A 23,232-nucleotide genomic window follows, 5' to 3' on the forward strand; every position below is an offset into this window, starting at 1 on the left:
CAACGAATCCTCTGCATGGGAGTCACCGGCAGCGGGAAATCAACGCTTGCCGGTGAGCTCGGCCGCATCCTGAACCTTCCGGTCCACCTTGTCGATGAGGAAATCGGCTGGCTTCCCGGCTGGGTGAACCGCAGCCCGGCCGAGCAAAAACGCCTGGCCCTGGCAACCGCCGCCACGGAACAGTGGGTCTTCGACTCGGCCTACGGACCCTACCGGGCGGAAGTGTCGTCCTTCGCCGAGCTCATCGTCTGCCTTGATTACCCCCGACTGGTCTCGCTGCGCCGTTTGATGTCTCGCTCCATCCGCCGCGTGTTGCGCCGGGAGCCGGTCTGCAACGGGAACTACGAAACATGGCGCCGCTTCCTGGGAAGGGAGTCCATCGTGCGGTGGCATTTCAAGAGTTTCCCCGCCAAGCGCCGGCAAATGCGCGAGTTGGAGGAACGCTTCGGTCCGGAACGGGTCATGCGCTTTTCCAGTCCCCGCCAAACTCAAAGGTGGCTTGCTTCGTTGGAAGCAAGCCACCTTTGAGGACGGAACTTAGTACTCGCGGTCCTGCCCCGGCGCCTTGATAAACGCGTACTGGGTCTCGCGGATCCCGCCGGCAAATTCCCGGCTGGAGGCCAGGCTCAGCTTGGCCGTGCCGCGCATCGCGAAAAGCGGTCGGCCACCACCGAGGATTACGGGCATCGTGTAGAGCAGCAGTTCATCAAGCAGGCCCGCGTCCGCGAATTGCCCGGCAACGGCGCCGCCTCCGACAACCCAGACGTCCTTACCGTTGGCGCTGCGGACGATGTCGCCGGCCCATTCGGTCACGTCCCCGCGCACAAACGTCAGGTCGGCACCCGGGAAAGCCGCAAGCTCGCGGTGGGTGAAAACCCACACCGGCAGTCCCGCATATGGCCATTCATCGCCGATTTCCCTGAGCATCCACGAATAGGTGTCGGCTCCCAGGACGATGGCGCCAATGTTTTCGAGGAAAGCCTCGTAGCCTTCGGCTTGGCCTTCAAAGCCGTCGAACTCCATGAGCCAATCGAGGCGCTCGTTCTCATCGGCAATGTAACCGTCGACAGAGGCTGCTACGTAATACCTGAAGTGCGTCATGCACCCCATCCTATCCACGAACAACCGCGACTTGGCTAGTGGATGCCGAGTATGCTCTCGCTTAGTGCCGGGACGATCAGGATGATGCCGAAGAGCACCACCGCGCCGCACAGGGCGAAGCAGATGTAGGCCGCGCCCTTGGCCAGGCCGGTCGAGCGATTTTCATCTCCGGCCACGGCCAGCATGCGCACACCCAGCGAGTAGGCACCCACGATGAACAGAGCGGAAACCCAGGTGACAATGGCAACGATCAGGAATGAACCCCATTGGATATTCATTACTTTACCTCCTGCTTTTCCTTGGCACGCGCCATCTTTCGGCGTTCCTTCTTCGTGGGGATGTTCACTGCCGCGCCCGAAACATCGACGTCGCTAATGGCGTTGTTGTGGCCGACGATTTCACGGCGTGAAAGCGCCCAGATCAGCAGTAGCGAACCCAGTCCAAGGACAGTGACGATCACCAGGCCAATGGTTCCGAAGTGGGCGAGCGCTGCGGCTGCGGCACCCATGAGGGCCGCGGCCGGAAGCGTGAAGAGCCAGCCGATCGCGATCTTGCCTGCGGTTCCCCAGCGGACTTCGGCACCCTTGCGGCCGAGGCCCGAGCCGATGACGGAGCCGGAGGCAACCTGCGTGGTGGACAGGGCGAAGCCCAGGTGCGAGGAGGCCAGGATGGCGGCGGCCGTGGAGGTCTCGGCGGCGAAGCCCTGTGCGGGCTTGACGTCGGTAAGGCCCGAACCCATGGTGCGGATGATGCGCCAGCCGCCCATGTAGGTGCCCAAGGCGATGGCCAGTGCACAGGAGGCGATGACCCAGAAGTGCGGGCCGGTGCCGGCTTCCTGCAAACCCGAGGCAACCAGCGTCAACGTGATGACACCCATGGTCTTCTGCGCATCGTTGGTGCCGTGGGCAAGTGCCACAAGCGACGAGGAGAAGATTTGGCCGTAGCGGAATCCGCCGCGCTTCGGGGACGCAACGCCGGACTGGCGCTTGGTCACGGAATAGGCAAGCTTTGTCGCAAGGTACGCCGAGGTTCCGGCGATCACCGGTGCAACAAGTGCGGGCAGCAGGACCTTGGACATCAGCACGTTGTAGTCGATGGCGCCGAATCCTGCGCCGACGATTGCGGCGCCGATCAAACCACCGAAGAGGGCGTGGGAAGAGCTGGAGGGAAGTCCGAGCAACCAGGTGAGCATGTTCCAGATGACGGCGCCCATCAGGCCCGCGAAGATCATCGCAGGCAGGATTTGCACGCCGGTTTCTCCGCCTTCCTTGATGATGCCACCCGAAATGGTCTTGGCGACCTCGGTCGAAAGGAATGCGCCGACAAGGTTCAATACGGCGGCGAGTGCCACAGCGGTTTTGGGCTTGATGGCTCCGGTGGCGATGGGGGTTGCCATCGCGTTCGCGGTGTCGTGGAAGCCATTGGTGAAGTCAAAGAACAATGCAAGTGCTATGACTAGGACGACGATAAGCGTCAGATCCATGTAGAAACCAATCTTGGGTTACGGGCGAGGGCCGAGGCGCAAACGGTCACCTTGAATCTCCGCATTGTTTACCCAATGTTTCGGTTCCGGTCACCTAAGTCGCCAATTCATCATATGGCCTGTAGAAAACTAGTCAATTTCCGGAAAATCCGCCCAAACCCCACTTTGGCGCGTGATTAGGCAACGCAAGGCCAAGGTTGCCTATTGCGCGTGAGCTACTTCACGGATCCCGCGGCTCAACCAGCCTGCCCATCAACTCAATGAGCACACGCTCCGGCACCCCGCGCGGAAGGGCCTCGACAGTGCCGCGATCGACGCCATCCGCTCGCGCAGCCCGGACGAACCACCGGAAATTCCGATCCCGGACAGCAGACGCCGGGCAACATCGGAGTCCAACTCCGGCAGGCCGCTACCCCAGTGCAGCGAGCGCTTGCCGCGGCTTTGACAATCAACAAACACAACCCGCCAAGAACGGCTTCCGTGGCCGGAACGATGGTCGAGTGCATTGCACACTGCATGGGACCCTGCCGCCATCGGGCAGGTCATCCGATCACCCGCCGCAGGCCAGCCCTGTGGTGCGCATCGAAGCGTTTCCGGCGGCAGCCAAACGCCAGCCGGATTCGGCGAGCGCGGTGAACCCTTGCACGGCAGAGTCGAGCCTGGCATGTTGAATTCACCGCGGGGCAGCCGGGCCAGCTGCCCTCGGCCAAGCATTGGGAGCACCATCCACCTTTCCCGATACAACAAGACCGAGACACCTTGGGATTCATTCCCGTTTGTCCTGCCCGGGCAAACGCAACCGGCACGCAGAACCACGCCCGGGCCATGAACATGAATTTAGGCGCCCCCGCCGGCCACGCTCCCGACGGATTCCCCCTCGCCGCCAACCAGATCCACGACTCAACGCACAACGGCGCTCCATGTGACCGGACGCTCCGAAGCAGCCATGACTTGGAGCGCCAGCTTCGGAAAGCGCGGATCTCCAAGCCCTATGGAAATTTTCGGGCGCCGTTGAACCAATGGAGGAAATTTCGCCGGCGTTCCGGTGCACTATCCCCGTCACTGGCCGTAAGCTCGTTCAATGGCACGATTTTTTGATGTTCACCCTGAAAACCCGCAGGCCCGCTCGATCACGCAGGCCGTTGAGCTCCTGCGCAATGGCGGATTGCTCGCCTACCCCACCGATTCCTGCTACGCACTGGGCGCACAGATAGGCAACAAAGAGGCAATGGACCGCATCCGTGCGATCCGCAAGCTGGACGACAAGCACCATTTCACGCTGGTCTGCAAGGACTTTGCGCAGCTGGGCCAATACGTTGAAGTCAATAACATGGTCTTCCGCAACATCAAGGCCGTCACCCCGGGTAGCTACACCTTCATCCTGCCCGCGACGAAGGAAGTCCCGCGCCGCCTGATGCAGGCGAAGAAGAAAACGATTGGCGTGCGCATTCCGGACAACGCGGTGGTGCAGGCGCTGCTTGAGGAACTGGGCGAGCCCATCCTCTCGAGCACGCTGCTCCTGCCGGGCGAGGAAGAACCCATGACCCAGGGCTGGGAAATCAAGGAAGCCCTTGACCACGTGGTGGACGGCGTCATCGATTCGGGCGAATGCGGCATTGAACCGACCACCGTCATCGACTACTCGAGCGGCGAGGCCGTCGTCGCCCGCGTCGGTCTGGGCGACCCCTCGCGCTTCGAATAGAACAAACGTTCTATTCGGCGGCGCCCTGGGCATCGGCGAGGTTGCAGACCAACTGCCAAAGGTGCCCGTCGGGGTCCGTGAATGTTCCCACATATTGCCGGCGCCCACTGACGTGCGGAATTTCGTGGGCTTCAAAGGTCCTGCCGCCGGCGGCGTGGACCACGGAAAGGATGTCGTCGACTTCCTCGGTGCTGGCGATGGCGCAGCTAAGCAAGGCGTCGCTTGCCGGTACCGGCAAGAGCGGCGCGCGCTTGGCCTCGCGGGAGTACTTTGTGAAATCGGCGATTTCCGCGAGGAACAGCATGATCCCGGGCAGTTCAATGCAGACAATGCCCATGTCCAGACGGACGCTGTCCGCACCCAGGACCTCGCGGTAGAAGTCATGGGAGCGGGCTGCATCGGTTACCGCCAGGCTGAGTACCACGCCTTGTGTTTTCATCCGGTTTTCCCTCTCTATGTCATTCCTGTTCCTGCGGGGCCCGGCGGTGCCGGATCCCCCAACCAACATCCCAGCTCCCCCCTGGTTCCAGCCAGCGCAGACCCATCCCGTTGTTGAATGCATCGGCCGGCGCCGTCATGGGCTCCATGGCAACGGCGTTTACGTTGCCGTCGGCGGACGGGAAATCGCTGGTTGTATACACCTGGATATAACCGAACGCCGCATCCATGGCCATTTCAACCCGGCTGCCATCCGGCGCTTCCAGGTAGTGGACGGAGCCGCCATCGACATCGCGCTGGAAATCCGTCCACACGTCGTCCAGCGCCATGGGGCCCAGGATTTGCCCCGCCCGGTAGTCCCGCGGCGTACCGTGCACGGCAGTGATTTCACCGGTGGGGATCAGCACCCCATCCACTTCCAGATGTGAATCGGCGTTGATGACAAGCTTGAGTTCCTCGGTGGGAACCTCCCCCAAGCGGAGATAAGGATGGGTTCCAACCGCCACGGGAGCCTTCCGCTGGCCGATGTTGGTCAGCCGGTGTGTCACGCGAAGGCCGTCCTGGTGCAGTTCATAGCGCACCGACGTGGACAGCTCGAAGGGGTAGCCTTCCTGCGGCCGGAGATCGGCGGCCAGCGTCAGGCTCGCGGGAGTCTGTTCGACCAGACGGTAGGCGGCATCCGCCAACAGGCCGTGGAGGGCGTGGCCGCGTTCGGGTTCGTTGATCGGAAGCCGTTGCGTGGTTCCTTCATGGGTCCAAGTGCCACCGGCCACGCGGTTTGGCCACGGAACCAGATTCCAGCCGGCACTGAACGGCGCGGCGGAATCCGCCGGATAGTCCTGCACCAGTGAAATGCCGTCAACGCTGAGCGCCCGGAGCGTACCTCCGGTTTCCGTGACGGTTGCACGCTGGCTTCGGCCGCCGATTCCGGCCTCGAGTTCAAAGCATTCGCCCATCGGGGCAACATGGTTCGGCAAAGCGGGCCTTTCGTGGGCTGTGGATGATCCGGCGGCGGCCGCGACAAGGGCCAAGGTGTGACTCTGGGGCCGCACGAACCGTGATTTCGGTTCATGCGGCCCCAGAGGCATTGTCTTTGTGCGTTGTTACTTGACCTGGTCGATCACGGTCTCTGCAACCTCGCGCATGGACAGGCGACGGTCCATGGAGGTCTTCTGGATCCAGCGGAAGGCCTCGGGTTCGGTCAAGCCCATCTTCTCGGTCAGCAGGCTCTTGGCGCGCTCGACGAGCTTGCGCGTGGCAAACTGCTCGGTAAGGTCCCCGACCTCTTTTTCAAGGGCGGTGATTTCCTCGTGGCGGGAAATGGCGATCTCGATGGCAGGAACCAGGTCGGCCGGGGTGAACGGCTTGACCACGTAGGCCATGGCGCCTGCTTCGCGGGCACGCTCAACGAGTTCCTTCTGGCTGAAGGCCGTCAGCAGGACCACCGGGGCAATGCGTTCCTTGACGATGGTCTCGGCAGCGGTGATGCCGTCCATGACCGGCATCTTTACGTCCATGAGAACCAAGTCGGGCTTGAACTCGCGGGCGAGCTCGATGGCCTTTTCGCCATTGTCTGCCTCGCCAACCACGTCGTAGCCCTCACCGCGCAGGATTTCGACAATGTCGAGGCGGATCAAGGTTTCATCCTCGGCGACAACGACGCGGCGTGGTGCGCCATTGTTGGGCTCGGCCTCGATACGGGTGACTTCGGGCAGATCGCTCATCGTACTCCTTCATTCCCGGGGTGACCGGGTGAATCTTCAATACTCGGTTTCGTGGTTAAGCCTATCTGCATGTACAGTGGTTAACCGCAAGGACGCGAGGATTTCTCAAGATAGAGATTATCCATTATGCTAATTCTTGCTTCCAATGATGTGCCCGCCCGAGTGGCGGAATGGTAGACGCGCTGCACTCAAAATGCAGTATCGAAAGGTGTGTGGGTTCGAGTCCCACCTCGGGCACAGATAGGCTCCGATCCCTTAGTTCATAAGGGATCGGAGCCTTTTTCTTTTAACTATTGCAAATCCTAATCCGAATCTTTGGCTCAAATTGGGCCGATAGGACAAAAGCGTGTCCGGCCCTGGTGCGTCGCTACAGGCAGGGCAGGCGACTTAGGGCGGCCCGTCCAGCCAGGCTTCAGGTTCTAGGGAGGGGGTGTTCTCCGATGGCGTATCCGTGGCGGGACTATGATGGGCGCCGCTTTCGTTGTATTGGCATATGGCGCGGCCTGTGCGTGGGCAGGCAGCGTCGCCAATATCCGGCCACGATCGCCCCAGGAGGCGTGCGGTGAAAGAGCCTTTCGATATCTCCGAGGCTGGGCTTGGGTCTGAAGACGTGATGGATGCTTACTCCCGGACCGTTGTCGGCGTTGCCGAAGCGGTTGGGCCGCATGTTGCAGCAATTGAGATGGTGGGTGCAGGCCGCAACGGGCCGGTGCGCCTTGGCGCGGGTTCCGCCGTCGTCTTTACCGAAGACGGCTACATGCTGACCAATGCCCACGTGGTTGCCGGCGCCAGCGCCGGGCGGGCGACATTTGCCGATGGCACGGGAACGGATATCGAGATCAGGGGCGCGGACGTCCTGTCAGATCTGGCCGTTATCCGCGGATTTTCCCACAGGCCGGCCCCTGCGCGACTCGGTGACGCCGAGGGGCTGCGGGTGGGTCAGCTGGTTATCGCTGTTGGCAACCCGCTGGGCTTGGCCGGATCGGTGACTGCCGGGGTGGTCAGCGGGCTGGGGCGGTCCATCCCCGCCGCTCTTGGCCGGACCCGGCGGGTCATCGAGGACGTCATCCAAACCGATGCCGCGCTGAACCCGGGCAATTCGGGCGGGGCGCTGGCCGATGCCCACGGCCGGGTGGTCGGCATCAACACGGCAGTGGCGGGCGCGGGTTTGGGCCTGGCCGTCCCGATCAACGACACCACCCGGCGGATCATTTCCGCGCTGATAGCCGACGGGCGTGTCCGGCGCGCCTATCTGGGATTGGTCAGTTCGCCGATAGCGCTGAACGAGACGCTGGCATCGCGCATAGGCCAGCGCGAGGGACTGCGCGTTGTGGATGTCACGCCGGGTCGCCGGCGGAGAAATCCGGGTTGAAGCCCGGCGACCTGGTGCTCACCGTCGGTCAGCGCCCTGTCTCCAGTGCCGAGAGCGTGCAAAAGCAGTTGTTCGCCGAGGCCATCGGTGTGCCACTGCCCGTGACGGTACTCCGAAACGGTGCGATGGTGGATGTCATCGCCGTGCCGGTTGAGATGACGGACTAACGCACGGCACGCACGGACAACCCGTGGCACAACGCAAAAGCCGGATCCGCAAGCCCACTCCCCCGGAGGGGAATGTCTTGCGGATCCGGCTTTTGGTTTAGACGGGGCTACCTAGATCTCGCGGGGGCCTTGGCCCGACACGGTTTCAGTGTCCCAGGGGCCGACCTCTTCGCGGGCCGGCATCGGCTTGCCCTCAACCAGCTGGCCGGCATCCGCGAGGTCGCCGACCTTGTGGATGCGCAGCGAGTTGGTCGAACCGGCCTGGCCTGGAGGGGAACCGGCGGCGATGCAGACGATGTCGTTGACCTCTGCCAGTCCTTCCTGCAGCAGCGCGCGGTCGACCTGTGCGGTCATCTTGTCGGTGTGGTCAGCGTACTCGACCACACGCGGCTGGATGCCCCACATCAGCGTCATGATCTGGTAGGTCTGCGGCAGCGGCGTGAACGCCAGCACCGGCTTCTTCGGGCGCAGGCGCGACAGGCGTCGGGCCGAGTCGCCGGACTGGGTGAAGGCCACGATGTACTTGGCATCCAGCTGGTCGGCGATTTCCACCGCGGCACGGGTGATGGCGCCGCCACGGGTCTTGGGCTTGGAGCCCAGACGCGGAATGCGGTCAAGACCGTGCTGCTCCGTGGAGGAAATGATCCGCGCCATGGTTTCGACGGTCTCGATCGGGTATTCGCCCACCGAGGTTTCGCCGGAAAGCATGACCGCGTCGGCGCCGTCGAGCACCGCGTTGGCGCAGTCCGAGGCCTCGGCGCGGGTCGGGGTCGGCGATTCGATCATCGACTCCAGCACCTGGGTTGCAACGATGACCGGTTTGGCCCAGCGGCGGGCCAATTCGATGGCACGCTTCTGCACCAGCGGAACCTCTTCGAGCGGAAGCTCCACGCCAAGGTCGCCACGGGCCACCATGATGGCGTCGAACGCGTGGATGATTTCCTCCAACGCGTCCACCGCCTGCGGCTTCTCGATCTTGGCGATGACCGGAAGGCGGCGGCCTTCCTCGTCCATGATCTCGTGCACACGCTCGATGTCGGTGGCGTTGCGAACGAAGGACAGGGCGACCATGTCAACGCCGGCACGGATGGCCCAACGCAGGTCGTCCTCATCCTTTTCGCTCAACGCCGGGACGTTGACCGCAACACCGGGAAGGTTGATGCCCTTGTTGTTGGACACCTCGCCGCCCACGACCACCTCGGTGACGACCTTTTCGTCGTCCACCTCGGTGGCGCGGAGGGAAACCTTGCCGTCGTTGATGAGCAGGATGTCGCCGATGTTGACGTCCTGCGGCAGGCCCTTGAACGTGGTGGAGCAGAAGGTTGCATCACCCAGGACATCGGCGATGACGATGGTGAAGGTGTCCCCCACCTTCAAGATGTGCTTGGCGTCGTCGATGAACCGGCCCAGCCGGATCTTCGGGCCCTGAAGGTCGGCAAAGATGCCTACCGGGCGTCCCAGTTCCAGGGCCGCGGCACGGACATTGCCGAGGTTCTCGGCGTGCATCGAATGGTCGCCGTGGCTCATGTTCAAGCGGGCAACGTCAACACCCGCCTTGAGCACTGCCAACGTCTTTTCGTAGGTACCGATCGCAGGGCCCCAGGTGGCCACAATTTTTGCGCGTCTCATACGGTCAGCCTAACTGCCTTTCCATTTCTCAGGTCGGAAAATCACCGCATTAGTGGTGCATCCGTCTCACAACATGCTGATGGCCTGGTCCGTCGGTGCAACGGGGGCCGGAAGGCGGGTTTCGCCCATCAGGTATTTGTCCACCGCCGCGGCACAGGATCGTCCCTCGGCGATGGCCCACACAATCAGGGATTGTCCGCGTCCGGCATCGCCGGCCACGAACACCCCGGGGGTGTTGGTCATGTAGTAACCATCGCGGGCGACGCTGCCCCGGTCATCAAACTCGGTGTTGGCCTGTTCCTTGAGACCGGCTTCTTCGGGTCCTGTGAACCCGAGAGCCAGGAAGACCAGATCCGCGGGAATCACCCGCTCGGTGCCTGGTTTCGGAAGGCGCTGACCGTCAATAAATTCGGTCTCTGCTACCGTAACACCCATCACGCTTCCGCGCTCGCCCGTGAAGTTGACGGTGGCCGCCAAGTACGTGCGTTCGCCGCCCTCTTCGTGGGCGGATTGGACCTCGAACAGCCTCGGGACCATCGGCCACGGCTGGTTTGCCGGACGCTCCAGCGGAGGCTGGGCACCGATGGCCAAGGTCGTGACGCTTGCCGCTCCCTGGCGCAACGCGGTGCCCAGGCAGTCGGCGCCGGTGTCTCCGCCGCCGAGGATCACCACGTGCTTTCCGGCCGCGTCGATGCGCAATCCATCGCGCTCACCGGCCACCACGCGGTTCGAATCGACGAGGTAGTCCATGGCGAAATGGACCCCGTCGAGCTCGCGCCCGGGAATCGGCATGTCACGCGGAACCGTGGCCCCTGTGGCGAGGATCACCGCGTCATACCGGCGATGCAGGGCATCCCAGGTGATGTCGGTACCCACCGAAACGCCGGTGCGAAAGCGGGTTCCCTCGGCCTCCATCTGGGCCAGCCGGCGCTCGAGGACTTCCTTTTCCATCTTGAAGTCCGGGATGCCGTAACGCAGCAACCCTCCGATCTTTTCGTCCCGCTCGTACACAGCCACGGTGTGTCCGGCGCGGGTCAGCTGCTGGGCCGCGGCCAACCCCGCAGGGCCGGAACCGACCACCGCGATGCGCTTGTCGGTGTGCCGCATGGCAAGCACCGGCTCGAGGTCGCCGGAAGCCAACAACGTGTCCGCGATTTCGACCTCAATTTGTTTGATTGTTACGGCCGGCTGGTTGATTCCCAGCACGCAGGAGGATTCGCACGGGGCCGGGCAGAGCCGCCCGGTAAACTCCGGGAAGTTGTTGGTCGCGTGCAACCGCTCCGAGGCTTCCGCCATCCGGCCCTGGTGGACCAGAGCATTCCACTCGGGAATCAGGTTGCCCAGCGGGCATCCGCTGTGGCAGAACGCGATGCCGCAGTCCATGCAGCGGCCGGCCTGGGCCTTGAGCGTGCCGTCGTTCTGCCGCTCGGTGACCTCGCGGAAGTCCATCAGGCGGATGGGCACCGGGCGCTTGGGTTGGGTTACTCGTTCACGGACTTCCAAGAATCCACGTGGATTAGCCACGGGTCACCTCCAGAATCCGGTTCCAGGTGGTTGCTGAATCCGGGTCGAAACCTTCATGGGCGGCAGCATTGCGTGCCTGGGATACCGCAGCGAAGTCGCGCGGGAGGACCTTGGTGAAGCGGGCTGCGGCGACCGGCCAATCGGCCAGCAGGCTTGCCGCAAGCGCCGAACCGGTGTGCAGTTCGTGCTTTGCGAGCAGGTCCTTGATCTGTTCGCAGTCCGCCTCGCCCGGTCCCTCGAGGATCAGGTCGTCGTTGGCGACGGCCAGCGGGTTCAGCTTGCGGGTGTCGAGGTCCAGCACGTAGGCCACGCCGCCGGACATGCCGGCTGCGAAGTTCCGCCCGGTCGATCCGAGGATCAGGGCCGTTCCCCCGGTCATGTACTCGCAGCCGTGGTCGCCGATTCCCTCGACCACCGCGCTGGCACCGGAGTTCCGGACGGCGAAGCGTTCGCCGACCATGCCGCTGATGAAAAGCTCGCCGCTGGTCGCCCCGTAGCCGATGACGTTTCCGGCAATGACCTGGGTTGCGGGGTCGAACCCGCTGCCCGCGTCGGGCCGCAGGATGATGCGCCCGCCGGAGAGCCCCTTGCCGACGTAGTCGTTGGAGTCCCCGATGAGCCGCAGCACGATGCCTGCCGGGAGGAAGGCGCCGAGCGACTGGCCCGCGTGTCCGCGCAGCGTGACGTCGATGGTTCCGGGCGCCAGTTCGTCCACGCCGAAGGTGCGGGTCACGTGGTGCCCGAGCATGGTGCCCACGGCCCGGTCGGTGTTGCGCACCTCCAGGTCGATACTCACGTTTTCGCGGTGCGCCAGTGCCGGCGCGGCCGCGGTGATCAACAGGTTGTCGAAGTGCTCGTTGAGGTGGTGGTCCTGGAGCGTGGTCCGCCGGCGCGGGGCGCCGGGCTTGGAGCCAACGGTTTCAAAGATCCGTTCAAGTTGCAGTCCCTCGGTCTTCCAGTGGCCCACGGCGGCGCGGGTGTCGAGCCGCTCGGCCTGGCCGATGGCTTCCTCAAGGCTCCGGTAGCCGAGCTGCGCGAGCAGTTCGCGCACTTCCTGGGCCAGGAACTCGAAGAAGTTCACCACGTGGTCGGCCTGCCCGGTGAAGCGCTTGCGCAATTCCGGGTTCTGCGTGGCGACGCCCACCGGGCAGGTGTCGAGGTGGCAGACGCGCATCATGATGCAGCCGGTGACAACCAGCGGTGCGGTGGCGAAGCCGAATTCCTCGGCGCCAAGCAACGCGGCGATCACCACGTCGCGGCCGGTCTTCAGCTGGCCGTCAACCTGCACGGTGACGCGTTCGCGCAACCCGTTGAGCATCAGCGTCTGCTGGGTTTCGGCCAGGCCGAGTTCCCAGGGCACGCCCGCGTGCTTGAGCGAGTTCAGCGGCGAGGCGCCGGTGCCGCCGTCGTGTCCGGAGACCAGCACCACGTCGGCCTTGGCCTTGGTGACGCCCGCGGCGACGGTTCCGATGCCGACCTCGGAGACCAGCTTCACGTGGATGCGTGCGGCGGGGTTCGAGCACTTTGCATCGTGGATCAGCTGGGCCAGGTCCTCGATCGAGTAGATGTCGTGGTGCGGCGGCGGGGAAATGAGCCCGACGCCCGGGGTGGAGTGGCGGGTGCGCGCGATCCACGGGTAGACCTTTTGCGCGGCCAGCTGGCCGCCCTCGCCGGGCTTGGCGCCCTGCGCCATCTTGATCTGCAGGTCGTCCGCGTTGGTGAGGTACAGGCTGGTGACCCCGAAGCGGCCGGAGGCGATCTGCTTGACCGCGGAACGGCGCGCCGGGTCCAGCAGGCGCTCGACGTCCTCGCCGCCCTCGCCGGTGTTGGACTTGCCACCCAGCCGGTTCATGGCGATCGCCAGGGTTTCGTGCGCCTCGGCGGAAATCGAGCCGTAGCTCATGGCACCGGTGGCGAAGCGCTTGACGATCTCGCTGACCGGCTCGACCTCGTCGATGTCGATGGCCGTGGAGTTGTCGATCTTGAAGTCAAGCAGACCGCGCAGCGTCATCAGGCCCTTGGACTGGTCGTCGACGCCCTTGGTGTACGCCTTGAAGATGTCGTAGCGGCGTTCGCGGGTGGCGTGCTGCAGGCGGAACACCGTTTCCGGGTTGAACAGGTGCGGCGGGCCCTCGCGGCGCCACTGGTACTCGCCGCCCGTTTCCAGGGTGCGGTGCGGCTCCGGCGCCAGGTCGGCCGGGTAGGCGTAGGCGTGGCGCATCGCGGTTTCGGTGGCCAGTACGTCCAGCCCCACGCCGTCGAGCTGCGATTGGGTGCCGGTGAAGAACTGGTCAACCACACGCTGGGACAGGCCAAGTGCTTCGAAGGTCTGGGCCCCGCAGTATGAGGCGACGGTGGAGATGCCCATCTTCGACATGATCTTCAGGACGCCCTTGCCCAGCGCCTTGATCAGGTTCGCCTGCGCCTTGGCGGGCGTGACGGTGCCCAGCTCGCCGTTGCGTGCCATTTCCTCGACGCTTTCCAGCGCCAAGTACGGGTTGATGGCGGAGGCGCCGTAGCCGATGAGCACTGCCACGTGGTGGACCTCGCGCACGTCGCCGGCCTCGATGATCAACGAGGTCTTGGTGCGGTTGGCGCTCTTGAGCAGGTGGTGGTGCACCGCGGAGGTGAGCAGCAGCGACGGGATCGGAGCCCACTGGGCGTTGGAGTCACGGTCCGAGAGCACGATGAACTTGATGCCCCGGTTGATCGCTGCGGAGACCTTTTCGCAGATTTCCTGGATGCGGGCGCGCAGCTCTGATTCCCCGCCCTCGGGGCGGTAGAGCCCGCGGACCTTCAGCGAGACCTTGAGGCCCTCGTCGTCGCGGATGTTGGCGATCTTGGCCAGGTCGTCGTTGGTGATGACCGGGTAGGCCAGGGACACCTGCTGGGCGCTGACCTTGCCCAGTGACAGCAGGTTGCCGGCGGGGCCGATGCTGGTGCCCATGGAGGTGACGAGTTCCTCGCGGATGGAATCCAGCGGCGGGTTTGTCACCTGGGCGAAGGACTGCGTGAAGTAGTCGAAAAGCAGGCGCGAACGGGCGGAGAGCACGGCGACCGGGGTGTCCGATCCCATGGCACCCAGAGGTTCGGCGCCGGTGGAGGCCATCGGGGCGAGCAGGATGCGAAGTTCCTCGGTGGTGTAGCCGAAGGTCCGCTGGCGCAGCTGCACGGAGGCCGAGTTGTGGCTGACGTGCTCGAGGTCCGGCAGGTCCGAGAGGCGGATCTTGTTTGCCGTAACCCATTGGGCCCAGGGCTTGGATGCGGCGATCTGCGCCTTGATTTCGTCGTCCTCGATGATGCGTCCGGCGACGGTGTCGACGAGGAACATCTTGCCCGGGGCCACGCGGCCCTTGGCGACGATCCGTTCCGGTGCCAGGTCGATGACGCCGACCTCGCTGGCCAGCACCACCAGCCCGTCGTCGCTCACCCAGAAGCGTGCGGGGCGCAGGCCGTTGCGGTCAAGCACCGCGCCCACCTGCTTGCCGTCGGTGAAGGACACGGCTGCGGGGCCGTCCCACGGTTCCATGAGCATGGAGTGGTATTCGTAGAAGGCGCGGCGGTCAGCATCCATGGTGGCGTGGTTTTCCCAGGCCTCGGGGATCATCATCATGATCGCCTGGGCGATGGGGCGCCCGGAAAGCGTCAGGAGCTCGGCGACCTCGTCGAAGGAGGCGGAGTCGGAGGCGCCGGGGCTGCAGATCGGGAAGAGCTCCTCGGGCACCTCGCCCAGCAGTGTGGAGGCCAGCTGGGACTGGCGGGCGCGCATCCAGTTCCGGTTGCCCTTGACCGTGTTGATTTCGCCGTTGTGGGCGATGGCGCGGAAGGGCTGGGCCAGTGGCCAGGACGGGAAGGTGTTGGTGGAGAAGCGCGAGTGCACGATGCCGAAGGTGCTCGCGAAGCGTTCGTCGGTGAGGTCCGGGTAGAAGGCCGAAAGCTGTGCGGTGGAGAGCATGCCCTTGTAGACGATGCTGGCGCTGGAGAGCGAGGGGAAGTAGACGCCGAACTTGTTCTGCGCGCGCTTGCGCACCCGGAAGACCCGGGCGTCGAGTTCCGTGACGTTTTCGCCGGAAATGCCGAGGAAGATTTGGGCGAAGTGCGGCATGCAGCCGCGGGCCGTGGGGCCGATGTGCTCGGCGTTGACCGGCAGTTCGCGCCAGCCCAGCACGCTGAGTCCTTCTTCGAGGGCCAGTTCCTCCAGCGCGCTGACGGCTTGCGTCCGCTGCGCGAGGTCCTGGGGCAGGAAGGCGGTTCCGGCCGCGTAGTGCCCGGGGGCCGGAAGGGTGAATCCGGTGACGGCGCGGAAGAAGGCGTCGGGGATTTGGGTGAGGATGCCGGCACCATCACCGGTGCCGTCGTCGGCGCCTACGGCGCCGCGGTGTTCGAGCCTGCGCAGGGCCTCGAGTGCCTGGTTCACGATTGAGTGGGTAGGTACTTTTTTGAGGGTGGCGATGACTGCCAGCCCGCACGCGTCTTTTTCGTTTTCGGGGTTGTAGAGGCCTTGCGCTTCGGGGGCGTCTGCGAACCGTGTGAAGGGCGAAGATACTTCCCCGCCACAATCCGGTGAAGCGTTCAGCTGGACTCCGGTCATGCTCATGAGCATACCTTTCTCGGTGTTTTTCTGGGATACAAGGACGCCGTTGTCCGAGAGTTTTCTGGGTCGCAAATGATCGGTTGCTGAGAGGGTGTTTCCCACCGACAAGAGTGCGGGGTTTTTCCCGGCCTGCGGACCGGGCCACGTCGTTGTGGTTTGCGCAATGCGGCGGGATGTCCGCCGGGCCTTGCTGCGTCGCGGGGGCCATGTTCGATTTCGTGCATCGAATCCTACGCCCGCTGGGTGAAAAAATCGTAGCACCGCCATGTTTCGGTTTTAGGCTCGGTTATGTTTCCAACAGTTTTCCGAATACCTCACAACAGTTAGATGACTAGGCATTTTAGAGATTCCTTAATTGTTACCCAGAAATAACAGAACCCCTCGTCATGTACCGCGGGCGGCGGTTGACGAGGGGTTCTGAAATGGTGTTTTTAGTTGTCGTTCTTTTCCGATTTTGCTGCGGAATCAGTTTCCTTTTCGGGATCCAGGACCGGTTTGATCTGCACGGCGCCGTTTTTTGATTCGGTATCCGTGGTCTTCTCCGGTGCGGACTCGATCGGGGCGGATCCGGCCGGGGCCTCCGCCGCGGTGTCGGCCTCGGGCTTGGGTCCGCGGCCCTCGAGGTAGACCCCCGGGTCCGGCAGCGGGCGCAGTTTGACGAGCACGTAGATGAGGCCGACGGTGCCCAGGATGACCATGCCGATGGCGAGCCACATGTGGACGCGCAGGCCGATGCCGAGGATGACGATCGTGTCGGCGGCGTCGATGCGCATGGTTTCCATGATGATTCGGCCCGTGCCATACCAGATCAGGTAGGACCAGAACATGGCGCCGCGGCGCAGCTGGAACTTGTGGTCCAGCGCCAGCAGCAGCGCCACGCCCGCAAGGTTCCAAAGGGATTCGTAGAGGAACGTCGGCTGGAACAGCGTTCCGGGCGGAAGGCCCGGGGGGAAGTTGTAGCTGGTCGGGTCGATCTCCAGGCCCCAAGGCAGCGTGGTCGGCTTGCCGAAGAGCTCCTGGTTGAACCAGTTGCCCCAGCGGCCGAAGGCCTGGGCCAGCAGGACGCCGGGTGCCACGGCATCCAGGAAGGCCGTGAGCCTTACGCCCGCGCGGCGGCAGGCGATCCAGGCGCCGAGTGTACCAAGGCTGATGGCCCCCATGATGCCCAGGCCGCCGGCCCAGATCTGCGGGATCTCGCCCAGGTGTGCGCTTTGGCCGTTGAGCCCGAAGTAGTAGTCGGGATCGGTGATCAGCACGTGGTACAGGCGTCCGCCGACGATGCCGAACGGGATCGCCCAGATGCAGATGTCCCAGACCACGTCCGCCGGCCCGCCCTTGGCGAGCCACCGCTTGTTGGTCATCCACATGGCAACGACGATGCCGGCCAGGATGCACAGGGCGTAGGCGTGGATGGTCAACGGGCCGATGGAGAACTTGGAGAACTCCGGCGGCGGGCTCGGGATCGAGGCGAACACGCCGGTGCCGATGGCTGCCAGGGTGGTCATACGCTGACTGGCCTCCCGCTGAGTTCGGCGGTGAGCTTGGCAACGGCCTCCACTCCCCCGTCGCGAAGCGCGGCGACCAGTGCGGTGCCGACGATGACGCCGTCGGAGTAGGCGCCGATTTCCTCGACGTGCTTGCGCTGCGAAACGCCCAGGCCGACGCAGGCGTTCTCGGCGCCGGCCGCGTGGGCCGCGGCGACAACCGATGCGGCGGCGTCGGAAACCTCGCTGCGCGCACCGGTGACGCCCATGACCGAAACGCAGTAGACGAATCCGCGGCTCGCGGCGACGGTGGCCTTCATGCGGGCTTCGGTGGAGGACGGGGCGACCAGGAAGACGCGGTCAAGTCCATACTTGTCGGAGGCCTCCATCCACTCGGCGGCCTCGTCCGGGATCAGGTCCGGGGTGATCAGCCCGGCGCCGCCGGCCTCGGCGAGGCGGCGGGAGAACTCGTCCACGCCCATGCGCAGCACCGGGTTCCAGTAGGTCATGACCATGACCGTGGCGGAGCAGCGCTCGGTGATGCCCTTGATGATGTCGAAGACCTGGGCGACCCTGAAGCCCTGGGCCAGCGACTGGACGGTGGCGGCCTGGATGACCGAGCCGTCCATCACGGGGTCCGAGTACGGGATGCCGACCTCGATGATGTCGGCGCCGTTTTCGGCCATCGCGACGGCCGCGTCAATGGTGGCCTGCACGTCCGGGAAACCGGCGGGCAGGTAGCAGATCAGGGCCGGGCGGCCCTCGGCGCGGGCTGCGGCGATGGCTGCTGCACTCTTGGAAACGTGGCTCACTTGGCATCCTTCGCTTCGGAGTCGATGAGTTTGAACCATTCGGCGGCGGTTCCAACGTCCTTGTCGCCGCGGCCCGAAAGGTTCGCGACGATGATGGTTTCTTCCGGCTTGGCGCCGGCGGCGATCTTGCGGGCCGCGATCTTCAGCACGCCGGCCAGGGCGTGCGAGGACTCGATGGCCGGGATGATGCCCTCGGTGCGGCAGAGCAGCGAGAAGGCGTCCATGGCCTCGGTGTCGGTGATCGGCTCGTAGTGCACTCGTCCGATGTCCGCCAGGTAGGCGTGCTCCGGGCCGACGCCCGGGTAGTCCAGGCCGGCGGAGATCGAGTGCGACTCGATGGTCTGGCCGTCGTCGTCCTGCATCAGGTAGCTCTTGGCGCCGTGCAGCACGCCGGGCTTGCCCAGGGTGATGGTGGCCGCGTGGCGCGGGGTGTCCACGCCGTCGCCGCCGGCCTCGAAGCCGTAGAGCTCCACCGAGGGGTCGTCAAGGAAACCGTGGAAGATGCCGATGGCGTTGGAGCCGCCGCCGATGCACGCGGCAACGGCGTCCGGCAGGCGGCCGGTCTGGGCCAGGATCTGCTCGCGGGCTTCCTCTCCGATGACCTCGTGGAAGTAGCGCACCATGGCCGGGAACGGGTGTCCGCCGGCGGCGGTGCCCAGCAGGTAGTGGGTGGTGTCCACGTTGGCGACCCAGTCGCGCAGCGCCTCGTTGATGGCGTCCTTCAGCGTCTGCGAACCGGCGGTCACCGGGATGACCGTGGCGCCGAGCAGCTGCATGCGCGCGACGTTCAGGGCCTGCCGGCGGGTGTCCTCGGCGCCCATGTAGACAACGCATTCCAGGCCCATCAGGGCCGCCGCGGTGGCCGAGGCGACGCCGTGCTGGCCCGCGCCGGTCTCGGCGATGATGCGCGTCTTGCCCATGCGCTTGGCAAGCAGCGCCTGGCCGAGCACGTTGTTGATCTTGTGGCTGCCGGTGTGGTTCAGGTCCTCGCGCTTGAGGAAGACGCGAACCCCGCCGGCGGCCTCGGAGAAGCGCTTGGCCTCGGTGAGCAGGGAGGGGCGCCCGGAGTAGTTCTTGTTCAGGTCCTTGACCTGCGCCACGAATTCCGGGTCCGCCTTGGCGGCCTCGAAGGTCTCGCTCAGTTCGTCCATGGCGGCGATCAGCGATTCGGGCATCCAGCGTCCGCCGTAGTCGCCGAAGTACGGCCCTGGCGCATGCCGCAGGGAATCCCCGGGTGTTGCAGCGGGCTTCCGGGAACCTTCTGCCGGTTCACCTGTCGTCGGGTTCATCGTTGGCATCCTTATCTAGCTGAGGAATTCATGCAGGTTATGGGTGGGGCCGCGCCGGCTTGGCTGCGGTTCCCGCGGTAATGAATTGGTCGATGGCCGCGCGCGGGTCGTTGTCCTTCACGAGCGCCTCGCCGACCAGGATGGCATCCGCGCCGCGGGAGGCGTACTCGCGCACCTCGGCGACCGAGCTGACGCCGGATTCGGCGATGATGACGGCCTCGGGCGGGATCAACCCCGCCAGCTTCGCAAAGTTCGCGGGATCCACCTCCAGGGTCTTGAGGTTGCGCACGTTCACGCCGATGATCTTCGCCCCGAGCTTCACGGCCCTGGCGATTTCCTCCTCGGTGTGGGTCTCCACCAGGGCGTTCATGCCCAGTGCGTGGGTGAGGTCCAGGAATTCGCGCATCTGCGCGTCGTCCAGGGCCGCGACGATCAACAGGATGAGGTCGGCACCGTGGGCGCGGGCCTCGTAGATCTGGTACGCGTCGACCGTGAAGTCCTTGCGCAGCAGCGGGATGTCGACGGCGGCGCGCACGGCGTCGAGGTCGGCCAGCGATCCGCCGAAGCGGCGTTCCTCGGTGAGCACGGAGATGACGGAGGCGCCGCCGGCGACGTAGGCCGCGGCAAGTTCGGCCGGTTCCGGGATGTCGGCAAGCGCACCCTTGGACGGGGACTTGCGCTTGACCTCTGAGATCACGCGTAACACGGCGTCACGGTCGGACTGGTCGGCGGCTCCGCCGAGGGCCGCAAAGGCGTCGAGCGCCGGGGCGGCGTTTGCCGCGTCGGCCTCGATCTGGACCTGGCCGCATATGGAACGGCGGGCGTCCAGATCGATCCGAACGCCCGCAATGATATCCGTAAGTACGCTCACGGCTAGTGCGAGGAACCCGACCGGGCGCCGCCCACGCCGAAACCGGCCTTCTTCATGATCCAACCGGCGATCATGCCGAGCACGACGACGCCGAGGCCCGCGTAGACCATGGTCGGGTTGTGTCCGGCGAAGGCGATTCCGCCGATGATGACACCGATCATTGAAATGCCGACCAAGGTCCAAGCCGCAATTGAGTTGCCGTGGCCGATTTCTTCGGCGTGCATCGGATCGATCTGGGTGTTGCTGTTAGCCATGGTGGGATACTCCTCGTCACCTCGTGCCGCTCGGGAATTTTCCCGACGATTAACTACTGTCTATTCTGCCATTCTTTAACGCCGTGGCGTGCCATGTTGCCCGCCACCGCGCGTTCCTCAGGTGGGATCGTCCCCGCGGGAGAGCGAGTCCCAGCCGTCGATCTCATCGATCGGTCCCGTGGAGTTTGCCGAATCCCGTTGCGCCGCGGCCGCGGCGTTGTCGCGCGCGTACTTCTTGCTGCCGGCCCAGGTGTGCCCGGCAATTGCCAGGACCAGTGCGTTGAGCACCAGCAGCACGCCGGCCAGCACGGCCACGTAGGGCCAGAAGGACACCTGGTAGTCCCCGCCGGCGGTGTTCAGCCCCGTAGCTTCGCCGACCTTGGTGGCAGAGGCCGAGACCGGGTTGGCCAGCACCGCGACGGACGAGGCAATGATGCCGCCACCGGCCAGCAGCAGGATGCCGGCGATGATGTAGCGGGCGACCTTGCCGGCGATCAGCGCCGCCAGCGAACCGGCCAGGGCCACGACCGCGAGCGCGGCGATGGCCGCCGAGGCGTCGGAGCCCGCGACCTCGATCAGCGGGATCTTCACGGAGCCGACCTCGGGCTGGACCGTGATCCAGATGCGGGTGCTGGTGGCCAGCGCCAACACGGCACCGACCAGGCCCAGCAGCATGACAACGCGTTTGGTGCCCCAGCGAGGGGTCTTGGTGTTGGTCATGATCCTTCGATGTCCTGGCCGGCGGGCGCCATGGTGCCTGCGGCCCAGACGGCGCGCAGCGGTGCGGCCGACTTGTTGATGGTTTCAAGGGCCTCAGCGTCGAGGTCCGAGTCGTTGACGATTCCGCCGCCGGCCTGCACAAAGGCGCGGTTGCCCTTGAGCAGCGCCGAACGGATGGCGATGGCCATGTCCATGTCGCCGGCGAAGTCGAGGTAGCCCACGACGCCGCCGTAGATGCCGCGGCGGTACGGTTCCAGCTCGTCCAGCAGTCGCAGGGCGCGCGGCTTGGGCGCGCCGGAGAGGGTCCCCGCGGGGAACGTCGCTGCGAGCACGTCGTAGCCGTCGGTGTCCGGGGACAGCTTGCCGACCACGTTGGAGACCAGGTGCATGATGTGGCTGAAGCGCTCGACCTCCATGAACTGGGTGACCTCCACCGAGCCCGGGACGCAGACCTTGGACAGGTCGTTGCGCGAAAGGTCCACGAGCATCAGGTGCTCGGCACGCTCCTTCTCGTCGGCCAACAGGTTCTTCTCATGCTGCTGGTCGTCCTCGTAGGTGGCGCCGCGCGGCCGCGAGCCGGCGATGGGGTGCGTGACGACGTGGTCGTCGTTGACGGTGACCAGCGCCTCCGGGGAGGAACCCACGATCGAGTAGGCCTTGCCGTGGGAGTCCTCGAGGCTGAAGAGGTACATGTACGGGCTGGGGTTCGTGGCGCGCAGGATGCGGTAGACATCCAGCGGGTCCGCGTGGGATTCGAGCTCGAAGCGGCGCGAAATGACCACCTGGAACACCTCGCCGTCGACGATGGCTTCCTTGCCGCGCAGCACCGCCTGGCGGTAGGAGTCCTCGTCCCAGGAGTGGGTGACGGCGTTCATCAGCTCGTCGGCCGGGACGTCGGTCCCGGAGAGCACCGAGACAGGGGTGTCGGTAGCCTCGGCCAGGGTCGCGAGCATGGCGCGCACGCGGTCAACCGCGTGGTCGTAGGCCCCGTCGACGCCGTCGTCGGTGCCGTTGAAGTTGATGGCGTTGGCGATCAGCGTCAGCGTGCCGTCGGTGTTGTCATGCACGGCCATGTCCCCGACCAGGTTCATGGCTAGCTCCGGCAGGTGCAGGTCGTCGGCCGGCGGGTTGGGCAGCTTCTCCCAGTGGCGCACGGCCTCCCAGCCGATGAAGCCGACCATGCCGCTGGTCAGCGGCGGCAGGCCGTGCAGCGGTTCGGTGCGCAGGGCGCGCACGGTGTCGCGCAGCACCTCGACGGGGTTGCCCTCGGTCGGCATGCCGGCGGGCGGCGTGCCCAGCCAGTGGGCCTTGCCTTCACGGGTGGTCAGCGTGGCCGGGGAGTTGGTGCCGATGAACGAGTACCGGCTCCACACTCCCCCGGCGGCGGCCGATTCCATCAGGAAGGTGCCGGGGCGGCCGCCGGCAAGCCGGCGGTAGATGGAGATGGGGGTCAGCGAGTCGGCCAGCACCCGCATGGTCACGGGAATGACGCGGCGGTCCGCGGCGAGGGCGCGGAACTGCTCGCGGGTGGGTGTGAGCGCACCGAGAGCTTGCATAAGTGGCTAGGTATCCTTGCGTGGACGAAGGTGGTGTCGGGTCAGGAAACGCGGCGGCCGACGACGGCCGGGATCTCGCGCCCGTCAAAGCAGGTGTGGGTGCCGGTGTGGCAGGCCGCACCGATCTGGTCGACCACCACCAGCAGGGCATCGCCGTCGCAATCCAGGGCGACAGAACGCACCAGCTGGGAGTGCCCGGAGGTGTCGCCCTTGCGCCAGTATTCCTTGCGGGAACGCGACCAGAAGGTCACCCGCCCGGTGGTGAGGGTGCGACGGAGAGCTTCCTCGTCCATCCACCCGAGCATGAGCACCTCATGGGTGCCGTACTGCTGGATGATGGCCGCGACCAATCCGGAGTCGTCCTTTTTCAGGGCCGCGGAGATTTCGGCGGACAATTTGCCGTCAACGGAGACGGGGGTTGCGAAGGCTGGGTTCTGCGACATCACTTCCAGTCTAGTGCCACCGAAGCGCAATTGGCCGAACGGGATTCACCCGCGCGGCACGCACGCAAC

The 23,232-nt window shown here is 65.1% G+C and carries 19 protein-coding genes, 1 tRNA gene and 1 pseudogene; 4 read left to right on the forward strand and 17 right to left on the reverse strand.

The annotated features are described in order from the left end of the window. The first annotated feature begins 15 nt into the window (after positions 1-15). Entirely contained in the window at positions 16-528 is a 513-nt protein-coding gene (locus tag JOF47_RS09855) for a P-loop NTPase family protein (RefSeq protein WP_209997408.1), read from the forward strand. Positions 529-537: 9 nt separating this feature from the next. Here JOF47_RS09855 and JOF47_RS09860 read toward each other — a convergent pair whose 3' ends face one another. From JOF47_RS09860 to JOF47_RS09870, 3 genes are read right to left on the reverse strand one after another with little or no spacing between them, the layout of a single operon-like run. Next, complete coding sequence (locus JOF47_RS09860; protein ID WP_209997409.1) at positions 538-1,101, reverse strand: dihydrofolate reductase family protein; 564 nt, start codon at positions 1,099-1,101, stop codon at positions 538-540. A gap of 35 nt (positions 1,102-1,136) precedes the next feature. Continuing rightward, complete coding sequence (locus JOF47_RS09865; RefSeq protein WP_209997410.1) at positions 1,137-1,379, reverse strand: hypothetical protein; 243 nt, start codon at positions 1,377-1,379, stop codon at positions 1,137-1,139. Then, positions 1,379-2,584 carry an inorganic phosphate transporter gene (locus JOF47_RS09870; RefSeq protein ID WP_209997411.1) on the reverse strand — a complete coding sequence of 402 codons (1,206 nt, stop codon included), beginning with the start codon at positions 2,582-2,584 and terminating at the stop codon, positions 1,379-1,381. The genes JOF47_RS09865 and JOF47_RS09870 overlap by 1 nt, the downstream gene beginning before the upstream one ends. Before the next feature lie 1,081 nt (positions 2,585-3,665). Between JOF47_RS09870 and JOF47_RS09875 the strand changes: the two genes are divergently transcribed. After that, positions 3,666-4,286: an L-threonylcarbamoyladenylate synthase gene (locus JOF47_RS09875; protein ID WP_209997412.1), complete on the forward strand. Its 621-nt coding sequence runs from the start codon at positions 3,666-3,668 to the stop codon at positions 4,284-4,286. 10 nt (positions 4,287-4,296) lie between these two features. On the opposite strand, the gene JOF47_RS09880 is transcribed toward JOF47_RS09875, so the two are convergent. The 3 genes from JOF47_RS09880 to JOF47_RS09890 all read right to left on the reverse strand — a co-directional run bounded on the left by JOF47_RS09880 (position 4,297) and on the right by JOF47_RS09890 (position 6,448). Further along, the gene (locus JOF47_RS09880) at positions 4,297-4,725 is read right to left on the reverse strand and encodes a VOC family protein (protein WP_209997413.1); all 429 of its coding nucleotides are present in this window, start codon (positions 4,723-4,725) and stop codon (positions 4,297-4,299) included. Positions 4,726-4,744: 19 nt separating this feature from the next. Then, positions 4,745-5,680 (reverse strand): aldose 1-epimerase family protein, encoded by a 936-nt coding sequence (locus tag JOF47_RS09885; protein WP_209997414.1) that lies wholly within the window; start codon positions 5,678-5,680, stop codon positions 4,745-4,747. 147 nt (positions 5,681-5,827) lie between these two features. After that, a complete protein-coding gene (locus JOF47_RS09890; RefSeq protein WP_209997415.1) occupies positions 5,828-6,448 on the reverse strand; it encodes an ANTAR domain-containing response regulator in 621 nt (206 codons plus the stop codon). 156 nt (positions 6,449-6,604) lie between these two features. Here JOF47_RS09890 and JOF47_RS09895 point away from each other — a divergent pair. Together JOF47_RS09895 and JOF47_RS09900 are read left to right on the forward strand one after the other, a co-directional pair. After that, positions 6,605-6,685 (forward strand) — tRNA-Leu (locus JOF47_RS09895). 376 nt (positions 6,686-7,061) lie between these two features. Continuing rightward, a pseudogene (locus tag JOF47_RS09900) lies at positions 7,062-7,987 on the forward strand (S1C family serine protease). 111 nt (positions 7,988-8,098) lie between these two features. Here JOF47_RS09900 and pyk read toward each other — a convergent pair. From pyk to hisI, 11 genes are all read right to left on the reverse strand, one after another. Continuing rightward, on the reverse strand, positions 8,099-9,616 hold the full coding sequence (gene pyk, locus JOF47_RS09905) for a pyruvate kinase (RefSeq protein WP_209997416.1): 1,518 nt from the start codon (positions 9,614-9,616) through the stop codon (positions 8,099-8,101). A 66-nt stretch (positions 9,617-9,682) separates the two neighbouring features. Next, positions 9,683-11,140: a glutamate synthase subunit beta gene (locus JOF47_RS09910; protein WP_209997417.1), complete on the reverse strand. Its 1,458-nt coding sequence runs from the start codon at positions 11,138-11,140 to the stop codon at positions 9,683-9,685. Beyond that, positions 11,133-15,737, reverse strand: coding sequence for a glutamate synthase large subunit (gene gltB, locus JOF47_RS09915; RefSeq protein ID WP_209997418.1), 4,605 nt, complete (start codon positions 15,735-15,737; stop codon positions 11,133-11,135). Before gltB ends, JOF47_RS09910 begins: the two co-directional genes overlap by 8 nt. Before the next feature lie 428 nt (positions 15,738-16,165). Beyond that, positions 16,166-17,239, reverse strand: a complete 1,074-nt coding sequence (lgt, locus tag JOF47_RS09920) for a prolipoprotein diacylglyceryl transferase (RefSeq protein ID WP_209997419.1) — start codon at positions 17,237-17,239, stop codon at positions 16,166-16,168. Continuing rightward, positions 17,236-18,030, reverse strand: a complete 795-nt coding sequence (gene trpA, locus JOF47_RS09925) for a tryptophan synthase subunit alpha (RefSeq protein ID WP_425354915.1) — start codon at positions 18,028-18,030, stop codon at positions 17,236-17,238. Before trpA ends, lgt begins: the two co-directional genes overlap by 4 nt. Continuing rightward, positions 18,027-19,319 carry a tryptophan synthase subunit beta gene (trpB, locus tag JOF47_RS09930; protein ID WP_209997421.1) on the reverse strand — a complete coding sequence of 431 codons (1,293 nt, stop codon included), beginning with the start codon at positions 19,317-19,319 and terminating at the stop codon, positions 18,027-18,029. Before trpB ends, trpA begins: the two co-directional genes overlap by 4 nt. A 37-nt stretch (positions 19,320-19,356) precedes the next feature. Next, entirely contained in the window at positions 19,357-20,190 is an 834-nt protein-coding gene (trpC, locus tag JOF47_RS09935) for an indole-3-glycerol phosphate synthase TrpC (RefSeq protein ID WP_209997422.1), read from the reverse strand. Between the two features lie 2 nt (positions 20,191-20,192). Then, positions 20,193-20,444: an HGxxPAAW family protein gene (locus JOF47_RS09940; protein WP_209997423.1), complete on the reverse strand. Its 252-nt coding sequence runs from the start codon at positions 20,442-20,444 to the stop codon at positions 20,193-20,195. 117 nt (positions 20,445-20,561) lie between these two features. Continuing rightward, complete coding sequence (locus JOF47_RS09945; protein WP_209997424.1) at positions 20,562-21,164, reverse strand: Trp biosynthesis-associated membrane protein; 603 nt, start codon at positions 21,162-21,164, stop codon at positions 20,562-20,564. Further along, entirely contained in the window at positions 21,161-22,720 is a 1,560-nt protein-coding gene (locus JOF47_RS09950; RefSeq protein WP_209997425.1) for an anthranilate synthase component I, read from the reverse strand. The genes JOF47_RS09945 and JOF47_RS09950 overlap by 4 nt, the downstream gene beginning before the upstream one ends. 41 nt (positions 22,721-22,761) lie before the next feature. After that, positions 22,762-23,163 carry a phosphoribosyl-AMP cyclohydrolase gene (gene hisI / locus JOF47_RS09955; protein ID WP_209997426.1) on the reverse strand — a complete coding sequence of 134 codons (402 nt, stop codon included), beginning with the start codon at positions 23,161-23,163 and terminating at the stop codon, positions 22,762-22,764. Positions 23,164-23,232: the final 69 nt, after the last annotated feature.

It is taken from the genome of Paeniglutamicibacter kerguelensis, assembly GCF_017876535.1.
In the GTDB taxonomy this organism is placed as follows: Bacteria; Actinomycetota; Actinomycetes; order Actinomycetales; family Micrococcaceae; genus Paeniglutamicibacter; species Paeniglutamicibacter kerguelensis.

Excerpts from the sequence above, each read along its gene's own strand:
- JOF47_RS09855 (WP_209997408.1), top strand. The coding sequence starts at position 16 with ATGGGAGTCACCGGCAGCGGGAAATCAACGCTTGCCGGTGAGCTCGGC.
- JOF47_RS09860 (WP_209997409.1), bottom strand. The coding sequence starts at position 1,101 with ATGACGCACTTCAGGTATTACGTAGCAGCCTCTGTCGACGGTTACATT.
- JOF47_RS09865 (WP_209997410.1), bottom strand. The coding sequence starts at position 1,379 with ATGAATATCCAATGGGGTTCATTCCTGATCGTTGCCATTGTCACCTGG.
- JOF47_RS09870 (WP_209997411.1), bottom strand. The coding sequence starts at position 2,584 with ATGGATCTGACGCTTATCGTCGTCCTAGTCATAGCACTTGCATTGTTC.
- JOF47_RS09875 (WP_209997412.1), top strand. The coding sequence starts at position 3,666 with ATGGCACGATTTTTTGATGTTCACCCTGAAAACCCGCAGGCCCGCTCG.
- JOF47_RS09880 (WP_209997413.1), bottom strand. The coding sequence starts at position 4,725 with ATGAAAACACAAGGCGTGGTACTCAGCCTGGCGGTAACCGATGCAGCC.
- JOF47_RS09885 (WP_209997414.1), bottom strand. The coding sequence starts at position 5,680 with ATGGGCGAATGCTTTGAACTCGAGGCCGGAATCGGCGGCCGAAGCCAG.
- JOF47_RS09890 (WP_209997415.1), bottom strand. The coding sequence starts at position 6,448 with ATGAGCGATCTGCCCGAAGTCACCCGTATCGAGGCCGAGCCCAACAAT.
- pyk (WP_209997416.1), bottom strand. The coding sequence starts at position 9,616 with ATGAGACGCGCAAAAATTGTGGCCACCTGGGGCCCTGCGATCGGTACC.
- gltB (WP_209997418.1), bottom strand. The coding sequence starts at position 15,737 with ATGAGCATGACCGGAGTCCAGCTGAACGCTTCACCGGATTGTGGCGGG.
- lgt (WP_209997419.1), bottom strand. The coding sequence starts at position 17,239 with ATGACCACCCTGGCAGCCATCGGCACCGGCGTGTTCGCCTCGATCCCG.
- trpB (WP_209997421.1), bottom strand. The coding sequence starts at position 19,319 with ATGAACCCGACGACAGGTGAACCGGCAGAAGGTTCCCGGAAGCCCGCT.
- JOF47_RS09940 (WP_209997423.1), bottom strand. The coding sequence starts at position 20,444 with ATGGCTAACAGCAACACCCAGATCGATCCGATGCACGCCGAAGAAATC.
- JOF47_RS09945 (WP_209997424.1), bottom strand. The coding sequence starts at position 21,164 with ATGACCAACACCAAGACCCCTCGCTGGGGCACCAAACGCGTTGTCATG.
- JOF47_RS09950 (WP_209997425.1), bottom strand. The coding sequence starts at position 22,720 with ATGCAAGCTCTCGGTGCGCTCACACCCACCCGCGAGCAGTTCCGCGCC.
- hisI (WP_209997426.1), bottom strand. The coding sequence starts at position 23,163 with ATGTCGCAGAACCCAGCCTTCGCAACCCCCGTCTCCGTTGACGGCAAA.